Below are 11200 nucleotides of genomic sequence, written 5' to 3'. Positions count from 1 at the left end.
AACCAGGCCAGAAGCTCCGTTAGACGAAGCTCTACGCGGCCGAGATTCACTAACGAGAATCAGGTCCCGGCCAAGAATCGAGTCCCGGATCGGAGTACAGGCAGATCAGTGGGCGATTCGCGCAGACTGCCAACTCTAGGGAGTCTTCAAAGGTGGAACCAAGCTCCCAAATCCAGCCCATGCCAGCAGCAACCACCCTCCCCCCAGCTTCGACGAACACGCTTGAATAACTGAGCCATTCACCGATGGGGAAATAGTCCCCACCGAGAACACTCTCCACCTCTATTGCTAGATCACGCTGCCCTGATCCAGCGGCGATGGGATCGAAATTGTAAGGCTCGTCATTACTGAAGTTCGGACCGACTCGATTGACCGGCTCGATTGAGAGCCCTCCCAGCGCCGCGAGGATTTCCTCTGCCAATGGGTGGGACCGGTACCCTTCACCCTCCAGCGGCTCCACCCATTGACCTGTGTCAACCTTCCTGCCTGCGCTCCATCCGGACGCAACAAGCGCCCCAAGCAGATCCTCGCTGAGCGAGTCGAAGCGAATCAGGGACATCAGTTGATCTCCAGGTCTTCCAGCAGCCTGCCACAACGGCCGCAGGGGTGAGCCGGTTCACCATGCCCATCCGTATTCGATGTCGGCATGGAGTTATTCCGTGTCCTTACCGTTTGCATGGTTCCACCCCTGATGGCCTCGGGCCCCTCCGCCGCCTGCGCCTGAATTAGACAGTGCACCTCCGCGCACCCTCCATGGTGACCTGTCCGTTCGAGTGCATCCGCCAACGGCCCTTCTGCCTGCTGGCCGTGCTTATTGCGGCCGTAGTACTTCGCGCCTGAAGGAGATGTGTACTCGGAGGCAAACTTCACCCCAGGTTCGTTGCGAACACTGTCGGCATAGTCACCCAGGTTGCAGTTGTGAACGAGGACCGGCGTGGCCCCCGCCAGCACATAGTACGTGTGGATACCGTTGATCGTGAGGTCGTGGGTGCGTTGACGCTTATCGAAGAAGCGCAGGCTCTCGATCGGGGACGTCTTGCCCTCAGGCGTGCGCAGCAGCATGCCGGGCTTCAGGTCGCCCGCCTTGACGAACCTGTGCTCGTTCTCCACCCAGAAGGGGTGCGTTGTGGTCGCTATGAGTGCGGCCTCGCCGCCCTCATCGGCAATGGTCAGATCGACGAAGTGTTTGTCGTCCTCAGTGACGATCGTGCCGACGACTTCGCGGGTGACGGCCTCACCCGTCTCCGGGTCGGTGACAGTGACCTTGTCGCCAAGTGCCACTTCTTCGATCGGTTTGGTGGTGCCATCGCTGAGGAGCACCGCAGTTCCGGGTAGGAAGCTGTGGCATTGCGGATCCTTCTTCAGCAACGCCTTGCCCTTGGCCAGGGCAGCCTGCGCCTTGGCGCGGGCAGCCGCCAAAGCCTTCTCGGCTTTCTTGACCGCCCCGGACGTCTTGATCATGTCCATCACGCCGCCGATGAGGTCACCGACAAGGTTGGCCACTCGCTTGGCGAGCCTCGCGCCCTCGACCCACTTCCACGGCGCCCCGTACTTGGCGAGGATCTTGCCTGCCAGGCCGCCGGCAAAGCTGCCTGCGATGTTCAGAGCCGTTTCACCACAGGAGCCGAGGTCGCCGCTGGAGAAGCAGTCCAGCGCTGCGTCGATTCCGAGGAGGTCCCGGGCGATCTTGACGAGGGCCTTGGCCGCCTGTTTGATCACCTGGCCGGCCTGGGACTGCTGCTCCTTGGCCTTCGCGACTTCCTTCGTCGCAGTGTCGGTGGCGGCGTCAGGCAGTGGATTCAGGCAGTAGATGTGGATGTCAGCGCAGTTGTCGCCGGGGTGTCCGCACTTCAGGCCGCCGCACGGGTCCAGTCCGTCCGGATCCGACAGCGTCACGGGCGAGTTGTGCGCGTACGAGTACGCGTTCATCTGCTCGGGCGCTGTGTAGTCGATGACCGGATCAACAGAGATGAACTTGCCGATGGCCGAGTCGTATTCACGCGCACCCAGATGTGTCAGCCTTGTCGAGGCGTCGGTCGTGCCCCCGACGAAGCCCTTCTCTCCCGGCCACTTGCCCGTCGCCTCGCCGCGCTCCACTCCGTACGGGTCGAACCGGCGCTGCGAAACCCCTCCCGTCACCGAATCGATCGCCAGCTCACCGGTGCCGTGATGATCCGCCGCGATGAAGGAGAGCTTTCCGTCCTTGGTGCGGACTGCCACCGTCTGCCCCGCGTGCGAGTAGTAGCGCGTACCTTCGGCCGTGGAGCCGCCGACCGGGAGCCGGAGTTCCATGCCGGGCAGGTAGATCGTGGTGCCGGTGGAGTCCTTGCGCTGCACGCGACTTCCGTCGGCGGCGTACAGGTAGCTCGACTCCTTGCCGTCGGCTTCCGTGGCCTTCTTCAGCTTGCCTGTCGTGTCCCATTCCAGGGACTGGGTGTCGCCGGCGATGGTCCGCGTGGTCCTGTTGCCCGTAGCGTCGTAGGTGTACGTCGTCTGACGGTCTCCGGTCGGCATGTTCTCGACGAGCTTCGTCAGCTGGTGCGGGCCCTTGCCCGCCGTCCCGGCACCACCATAAGTGAAGGTGCGTACGACGTTCTTCGAAGAGTTGAGACCGACGTCGTGCACTGTCTCGGACGTCCGGTTGCCGATCGCGTCGGTGACGTACGACTTCCAGTACGGAGCGGGCCCGCCCAACGGGTTCGCCCCGGGAGCCTCCGCGCACGCCTTGGGCTTTGTCCCCTCCACGGGAGCGGTTGTCCCCACCGTGCCGGAGCCCGCCGCGTCCGTCGCGGTGGACGCAGGGGTCCATGCCTCGGCGAGCCGCTGCGCGTAGTCGTATGCGAAGCACTGCACATCAGGGGCGCCCGCGTTCGCCGTGTCCGAGATGGACATGACATTGCCCACCTGGTCGTAGGAGTAGTTCGACTCCTTCACCGGAGCGGCTCCGCCGGCGATGTCGAGGACCGACCGGGTGAGCCGGTCTGTGCCGGTCTCGTAGGCGAAGGTCTGCCAGACCTTTTTGCCGGTCCCGGTGGACAGTTCGAGCTGCTGGAGGTGGCTGGTGTTCGAGTAGACCGTGTTGGTGACGTACGGCGTCGTGCCGGTGAGCTTCGTCGGCCGCTGCAGCTCGTCATAGGTCGGGACGAGTACCTCGGCCGGCAGGCCGCCCGCTGCGGGGAGGCCGGCGGACTGCACGGTGCCGTCACGGTTGTACGCAGTACTGAAGACGTATGTGCCCGCGAGCGCGGCGCCCTGTGAGGCGGGAACGGTGTAGGCCGTCTTGAGCGGTCGGTAGAAGTTGTCCAGGGACTGGGTGACCGACGCGAAGTACTCGGTGCCGGAGATGTAGCGCAGGGATGCCCATGCCTGGCCGAGCCAGCCCGCCTTGTCGTAGCGGGTCTCCGTGAGCTTGGTCCCGGTGGTCGGATCGCCCTCCCAGGTCGTCACCGGGCGGCCGAGCTCGTCATATACGGTCGACACCGTCTTGTTCCGGCTGTCCGTCGCCTTGACCGGACGGTCGAGAGCGTCGTACGTCGTGGTCGACGGGCCGGCGTCGGGGTCGATCGTCTTCGTCTTGCGGCCCAACTGGTCGTACTCGTATCGCCATACGTTGTTCTTGGCGTCGGTGACCGTCTCGAGCTTCCCCGACGGCGTGTAGGTGTACTTGGTCGTGTCGTGACCGGCGCTCGGGCTCGGCGACGTCCCGTGGTGGTGCCACATTTCCGTGATGTGGCCGCCGGCGTCGCTGACGGTCGTCGTGGGCACGCCGCCAATCGGCGGGTCCACCTCGACGCGCTCGCCGTTGTACGTCGTGGTCGAGCGCCACTGCTCGACCCCCGAGACCGCGAAGATGTCCGCGGTCTTGCGGCCGAGGCCGTCGTACTTGAAGAGGTTCTGGCCCAGGACCTCGCCGTTGGGCACGATCAGCAGTTCGTCGGAGGGAACACCGGCCGCGTTGTAGGTCGCGTTGGTCTTCTTCACCTTGCCGGTGCCGTCGTAGAACGAATCGGCGACCATCCTGGTCCCGCCCAGACCCTCGGTCTGGATCTGGCGGGGGCGCAGCAGACCGTCGTACAGCTGGTACTCGGACCCGTACGAGCCGTCGATCTCGATCTTCTCGGTCTTGATCGCGACGACCTTGTCCCGACGGACGTTGTACGAGTACTTGATGCTCGGGGTCTGCGTCTTGGCGCGGTCCGGAAGCCAGACGGACGTCAGTCGGCCGAGGCCGTCGTACGCCAGGTCGGTGCGCTTGCCGTTCGGGTCCGTCTGACCCGCCGACTGGCCCCAGGCGGGGGCGTAGTCGGTGGTCGTCACGTGGCCGAGGGCATTGGTGAGCGTGGTCTTGGAGATCAGACCGTTCACATCGGTGTATGCCGTCTTGGTCTCGACCTGGGCCCCGTCCTTCTGCAAGGTCGGACGGCCGAAGGCGTCGTACACCGTGGTACCGGTGACCTGATACGTACCGGTGGTGCCATCGTGAGAGGTAAGGCGTTCGGTCTTCGTCGCGTTGCCCGTGCTCGGGGCAGAGCCGAAGGCGCCTCCGTCGTAGGAGGTCCGCTCGTCCGCGATCACCTGGGTCTTGCGATTGGGCGTTGCGGCGCACTTGACGGCGACGGACTCGCTGCGGGACGGCAGCGAGAGGATGTTCTTGTCCGCTCTGTCGGCGTACCAAGTACGCGTGCAGGTGTCGTCCGAGGGGGTCGATACGTCGCCCAGATCCTCGGCCTCGTAGACCCGCCCGGTGTGGTTCGCCGTCTCGTACTTAGTCGTCGACTTCGTCTCACGCCAGCCACCGGCCGCGAGAGGTGTGAAGCCCCGGGTGGTCTCCGGCTTCACGATCGTCGCGTGCTTGGTGCCCCAGCTCTTCGTCTGCGTGGAGGTGTTGTATTTCCACGGCGTGCTGATCACCTTCGAGAGGAGTTCGGCACCGTCGTAGGTCGCTGCCTCCAGCTCGAAGCCGGTGAACTCCTTGGAGTCGGTGTACTCGGTGCCCGTGGAATCCTGGGCCTTGACCGAACGCATCCCGCCGTCGGGGTCCTTGTCCCCGTCCATGCCTTGCATGTACGTGTAGTCGATGCGGGTGATCTGCTGGTCGGCGCTCCCGCTGGTGACCTTGACCTTGCCGTATCCCTGCCATCCGCCCCACGTGAGGTACTTGTCCTCCGTGATGCCGTCCGGCTCGGCCTTACGCCATGCGGCATTGCCCTGGTAGTCGTATCGCGTGACCAGGCTCTCACCACCGCCGGTCCGGTCGGTCTCGATGATCTCCGCGACGACGTACTTGTGGAACCAGTCCGTGATCGGCTCGATGTGTCCGGGCGGGGCCCACTTGACCGGGTAGCAGCGCTTCGTCGATTCACCGGGCTTGGGCAGCGTGCCCTTGGTGCAGTTGGTCGGCGCGTAGTTGACGTCCAGCTGGGCGCCCGTCTCGCTCAATACTGACGCCAGCCGGAACCGGTGGAACGGCGCCAGATTGTCGCCGATCGCGTCGACACGGTTGACGAGCTGCTGACCGTAGAGCTCAAGAGACGGCAGACGGACCGCCGAGCCGGCCCTGCCCTCGTGGTCGATCTTCGACAGCCACAGCGTTTTCGAGTCATCGCCGTTGTCGGTGAACAGGTGCGTGAACGTCCATGCGTCGACGTCCTGGTAGGTGGTGGCGTCCTTGCGCATCTGCGTGGTGACACCGGTCAGCCGCTTCGTGGTCCAGAACGTCTGCCCCACCTTGCACTTGGTGTCGGCCTTGCACTCCTGGTCGACGGGGACGTCAGGCCAGTAGGCGGCGTTTGCCTTTGTGCGCTTGCTCTCCGCGCAGTCAAAGTTGGCCGAGGGCAGGCACCGCTCGGCGGTGGTGAACGAGACACGGGCCGGGGCCTTGGCCGCGTAGACCTGGCCGTCACGCTGACCGTAGTCGACCCGCTTCAGATATCCGCCGCGGTGGTACGCCGTGCCGTTGACGTCCGTCTTGCCGTTCAGCGCGTAGTGGTTGGTCTCCGGCGCGTAGAAGTAGGACATCACGTTGCCGTGGGTGTCCTTGACGTAGTCGAGGTTCCAGCGCCAGGCCTGCTTGCAGTGGGCGCTGGTGAACGTGGCGTTGTAGCAGGGCTCTCCGGGGTCGTCGCCGAACACGGGAGCCGTCCAAGCCGATCCGGTTTCTTCGTCGCCGGTCCCCCAGCCCGGCAGGCGGTTCAGGCCGAAGTAGTACTCCGTACCGTCGGTGGTGGTGACTCGCCAGTGCTCGCCGTCGTTGTCGCCGTTGGTCGCGTTGGTGAGCTTGTCGACCTTGGCGCCGTCGTCCGACGCAAGGCGCCACTGACCGGTCTCGTCATCCTTGACGAGCTCGGTTGCGCTGCCGTTCAGCAGAATGGTCGCGTTGTCGAACGCCCAGCACTGCTCGCCCGAGCCGGAGTGGCCGTCGTCCGAACAGGGCTTGTAGCGGCGCTCGATATAACCCGGGTCGTAGGAGAATCCCTCACCGATCCAGGAGCCCTGGTTGTTGGTGGCGGACGTCCGGCCGTCGGCCGACTGGGATGAGTAGCCGAGGCCGATGGTGGGCGTCTGGCCACCCGGTGTGGGCACAGTGCGCAGCGGGTAGTTCCAGCTGAAGCCGCCCGACGAAGGAGCGACGTTCCAGCTCGCCGACGGAGACAGGGCCGTTGCCTTGTACGTGCCCTGGGCCGAGGACGGACCGGCTTCAAGTGCCACCAGGGACTCACCCTGGACGTCCATGGTGGATATACCGGACTGCGCCGGCGCGGCCATCACGTCGGCCGAGAGCGTTCCGTCCTTGACGTTGTTCACCGTCGCCAGCGGCTTCGGGCTCTCGGGGCACGCCTTGCTCCCCGGCTCGGCGACTGCCGCACACGCGGGCAGCTGGACCAGGCGGAGCCGGGCTCCGTAATTGCCGCCGAAGCCCTCGGCGATGGTCGAATAGTCCACGTTCAGGCGAACCTTGGCAGCCTTGTCCGCGTCATCGGCTCGCCGCACGCGAAGAAGCGCGCCCGCGCCCAGCTTGGCCGCTCGCTCAGGTGCCAGGACATCGACCTTGACCTTGTCCGGCGCCGGGACCGCGTCTTTGGGAGCAGCCTTGGCCTTGGAGACGGACTTCGTCGCCGTCACCGAGACGGGGAGTCCGCCGGCCTTCACCTCGGCGGGCGACTTGGACGCCGCCGCCGAAACGGGCACCTGTGCGCTGCCCTGCTTCGGCCAGGTGGCTTTGTCGAGCCGCTGAACGGCGGCCTTTCGCGCGGCGTCCGCGGGACGCTGTTTGACCTTGCCGTTGGTGCCCTCGACGGGGTCACCGAAGTCCTGTACACCAGGCCGGCCCCGGCCCTCCTCGTCGGCGAAAGCCACAGCCTGGACCGAGGAAGCGGACAGCGCGAGGGAGAGCCCCAGCACGGTGGCGGCGAGGGTACGTCTGGGTATGCGGCGGCTTACCAAGCGGCCACGCAGAGGCATCAGAGAACTCCACAGATCGAGACAGGAAGTCGGAACGAACGAACGGTAGAAGTGGCGGGTGTCCCGGGCCCGGGTCGAGCCGGGACACCCGCGCCCGATTTACAGGTCGGGCTGTGAGATCTGTGCCGCCATCTGCTTCACCCTGGTCGGGTCGGCCGCACCGGTGTAGGCACGGACTTCGTCGATGGCGCCGGCGAAGTACTCACCGGCTCCGACGGCGGAGCGACCCACTTGCAGACCGCCACCGGCGGCCCAGAGTGTGGTTTCGGTTCCGAATGCCGTGCTGGCCAATTGACCGTCGACGTACAGCCGGATCTGATTCGCTACCGCGTCATAGACGACTGCCAGGTGCTGGCCCGCACCATCCGTGTCGGGCAGTGTCTGGTCATCGTTGAAGACCTTGACCTCGGCACCGGCAGCGTCGGTCTTGGACACGACCAGCTCCCACTTACCGCCCTGAGGATCCGCGTGGTAGCGGACCGCGACACGATTGGCGGCCGTGCCCGGCAGCGAGAGGACGGTCTGCGACTTCTCCGGATCCACGGACGTGAGCTGCGCCCGGGCTGCCAGCGTGAAGCTCGACCCACCTGTGACGGGAGCTGATGACGTCGACGCGTAGTCACCGTCGCCGTCCAGGATCATGTGCCCGCCGCCGACCATGGCCGGCACGTCTCCCGAGAGCGGGTCCGGGTCCGGGCGGTAGATCGAGGCGTTTCCGGTCAGGTTCAGCGACGAACCGTTCGGCGTGCCCGCCTCCGGCGACACACCGCTGGACGCGGTGTCGAGCATCCAGTAGTCCTTGCGCTCCGCCTTCACTGTCATGAGTTCCGCCACCTGCGCCGCAGGCAGGACCCGGTCGAAGACCCGAACCTCCGCGAGGTCGCCGGCGAAGAAGTTCCGGTAGCCGGTCTTGGCGGTGGAGCGCCCGATCTGCAGCGAGCCGTAGGACTTCCACACGGCGGGGCGTTGTGCGACGCCCTTCAGCGTCTGGTTGACATACAGCTGCAGTTGAGACTTCTGCGCGTCGTACACACCGGTCAGCAGGACCCACTGGTCCTTGACCACGGTCAGGCCAGTGGAGACGGCTTTCCACTCGCCGATGGTGTCCACGTCCGCGACGGGAATCGAGAAGGACCAGGTCTTGGCGATGGAGTTGTAGCCGAGAGTGAAGCCGGGCTCCCCTGTGCCGTCCTGGCTGACGATCGCCATGTCACGGTCGAGCGCGGTCGGTCGCACCCAGGCGCTGACACTGAAGCCCTTGGCGGAATCGATGACGGTCTCGGCGGTGTCGAGGTAGGCGCCGGACGTGCCGTCGAAGTGCGCGGCGGAGTCGGACTTGCCGCCGGGGCCGTCGATACCGAAGGCCACGCCGCTGCCGGCGGTCGCCGAGAACTTCCCCTCCTGGTCATGCGCCTCTGTGCTGCCGGGTTCGTCCGCGAGGTTCCACTGGCCGACGACCGGCTTGCCCTCACTCACCCTGAACTCGTACCGCTGAATGGTGCTCGGGTTCTCCGCCTTGTCGACAGCGATGACCTCAAGCCAGTGCATGCCGTCCCGAGAGGGCATCCAGGTGACCGACGCGGGACCACCGGCCGTCTTGGCGGGAACGGTGGTGACGGGAGATGCCGTCGCGTCGAACGCATAGCGGTACTTCACGACATCGGTGTCCGGGACCGAGTCGTTCGGGTTGGGAGTGAAGGTGAAAGTGCCGTACGTGCCCACGCCGTCGTGGTAGACGGTGTCGGACGGGTATTCCTTGGACAGAACATTCGGCTTGCCGGGCAGGGTGGCGTCGTAGATGAACTCGCACTTGGTCACGGGCAACGGACTCCACCCGTCGCCGTCAAAGGCTCGGGCGCTCCAGGAGATCACCTTGTTCTGGGGAATGGTGGACCTCACCTGATGGGTGAACTTCGTTCCCGCGATGGGCGAGAGATAGCCCGTGTTGGCGGTGTACGACTGGGGCGCTCCGGCGCTGTCGGTCCACTCGACCTTGAACTGGACCTGAACCTTGTCCGTTCGGCCATTTCCATGGTCGGGGTCGCGCGCCTCGGTGGAGATCACCGGCGGCACCTCGCTGTAGGGGCGTGCGGTACCCGTCTTGCAGCCGCCACCAGGGTTGCTGGACATCATGCCTGCCGTGATCGGCGAAGGCAGCGTGTTGTAGCTGACAGAGAGGTACGCGTTGCCGCAGATGCGCTTCCACTCCGCGAATCGGGATTCGTCTGCGGCCCTCAGACCGAGGGTCATCGAAGACCAGCCCCCGGCCGCAGCCGCCTTGACCTCGCTGGTCAGTTCCCCGGTGGCGCCGCTCTCGAAGTGCAGGTTGGCCTGGTTGGAGCAGCCGGTCGGCGAGATCGCCTTGTCGACCGTCTGGAGATAGTCGGACCAGTCGTCCTTGGTGTTGGACCAGTTGCTGGACGATGTGATCGAGTAGTTCGCGCCGCCGATCCGGTAAAGCTGAATGGGTTCGGCGGTCGGCGTCGCGCTGTAGATGTGCGCCACCCGGGCCGAGAACGTCGCGCCGAGGATCTGCTTGCGCTTGTAGAACGACATGGGCAGCGTAAAGAGCAGTCGCCGGACGTCGACACCCTTACAGGACACCGGGTTGAAGTCGGTCGGGCACTTGCCCACGCCGGCGCTGTCGGAATACTTCCAGTCCTGCTCGGTCGGCATCCCGGACATGACACCGGTCCACGCGGAGTTCGCGGTGGTCCGCTGGATCGGGTCGATCACGACTGGAAAGACCGTGTCGGCCGAGGTGAGCAGCTTGCGGTCGGGTACGAGCGTCAGTTTGCCCTTGCCGATCTCCACGTTCAGGGGTGCGGTTCGACCACCCCCGCCAGGCCCTTCGAGAGCCGGGGCGGGCGCCTCGGCACGGGCAGGGGCGGCGGCGCGGCTCCCTACGAACGATGCTCTGCTGACGGCCTTGACGCTCCGAGGCTTTGCCTCCGCGGCCTCCTTGACGGCTGCCGAGTCCCACATAGTGGGCTTGCCCGCCTCGAAGACGGTGCCCCCGACCGCGGCGTCTTCGGCCCTGAGCGCACCGGACGCGTCCTCGTGGACCTTCAGGCCGTCGGCCGTCAGCCCGAGGTCGACCTTGGCCAGTCGGGGATCGGTCGCCGCCTCAGGCGTCTTGACGACCAGCAGATGGCCGAATCCGTCGGCCTCGGCCCGCACGGTCAGATCGACGCCGGGCAGAGCGTCGGTGTACGTCGCCGTGTTCCCCTTGAGAACGGGAGCCGGCAGCTTGCCGTACGGCCAGGTCAACGCGAGCTCACGGCCCGCGCGCCGCAGGGACGCGAACGGCTTGCCCGCCTCGCCCGACGAGAACGACACATCGACAGCGCTCGCCCGAGGCACCAGCGATCCGTCCGCGCGCCTCACCAGAGTGGGGTCGATGCCGACCCACTTGCCTCCCCGCATGGTGCGCACCGGCTGCGTGTACTCGCGGGCGGTGAAGCTGCCGTTCGGCTCCGCGAAGATCTCTCGGCGCGCTGTGCGCAGCGCCAGGACCTCGACTCGCTCGCCGCTCTTCTTGGCGACCGCGCGAGCCTGGTCTTCTGTCTGGGCGGGACCGGGCGTGGACGCCTCCGCCGCCACTGGCACCTCGGCCGGCCTCTGAACGCCTGTCAGGCCGCCCGTCAGGACCGCCCCGGTCGCCGCGGCCACCACCGCTCCGCGCAGCAGAACACTGCGCCGTTTGCGCGTGGACACGATTCCCCTCCCCATATTTCTC

The 11200-nt window shown here is 65.9% G+C and carries 3 protein-coding genes; all 3 read right to left on the bottom strand.

All coding sequences use genetic code 11. The features are described from left to right. Window positions 1-49: 49 nt before the first annotated feature. Window positions 50-559: an SUKH-3 domain-containing protein gene (locus OG293_RS24330; RefSeq protein ID WP_406000907.1), complete on the bottom strand. Its 510-nt coding sequence runs from the start codon at window positions 557-559 to the stop codon at window positions 50-52. Continuing rightward, complete coding sequence (locus OG293_RS24325) at window positions 559-7461, bottom strand: polymorphic toxin-type HINT domain-containing protein (protein ID WP_406000906.1); 6903 nt, start codon at window positions 7459-7461, stop codon at window positions 559-561. Before OG293_RS24325 ends, OG293_RS24330 begins: the two co-directional genes overlap by 1 nt. Window positions 7462-7560: 99 nt before the next feature. After that, window positions 7561-11178, bottom strand: coding sequence for a LamG domain-containing protein (locus tag OG293_RS24320; RefSeq protein WP_406000905.1), 3618 nt, complete (start codon window positions 11176-11178; stop codon window positions 7561-7563). Window positions 11179-11200 lie beyond the last annotated feature (22 nt).

The organism is Streptomyces sp. NBC_00829, assembly GCF_045161795.1.
Classification (GTDB): Bacteria; Actinomycetota; Actinomycetes; order Streptomycetales; family Streptomycetaceae; genus Streptomyces.
The sequence above is the reverse complement of the archived record's forward strand: the minus strand, read 5'-3'. Positions and strand labels throughout refer to the sequence as shown.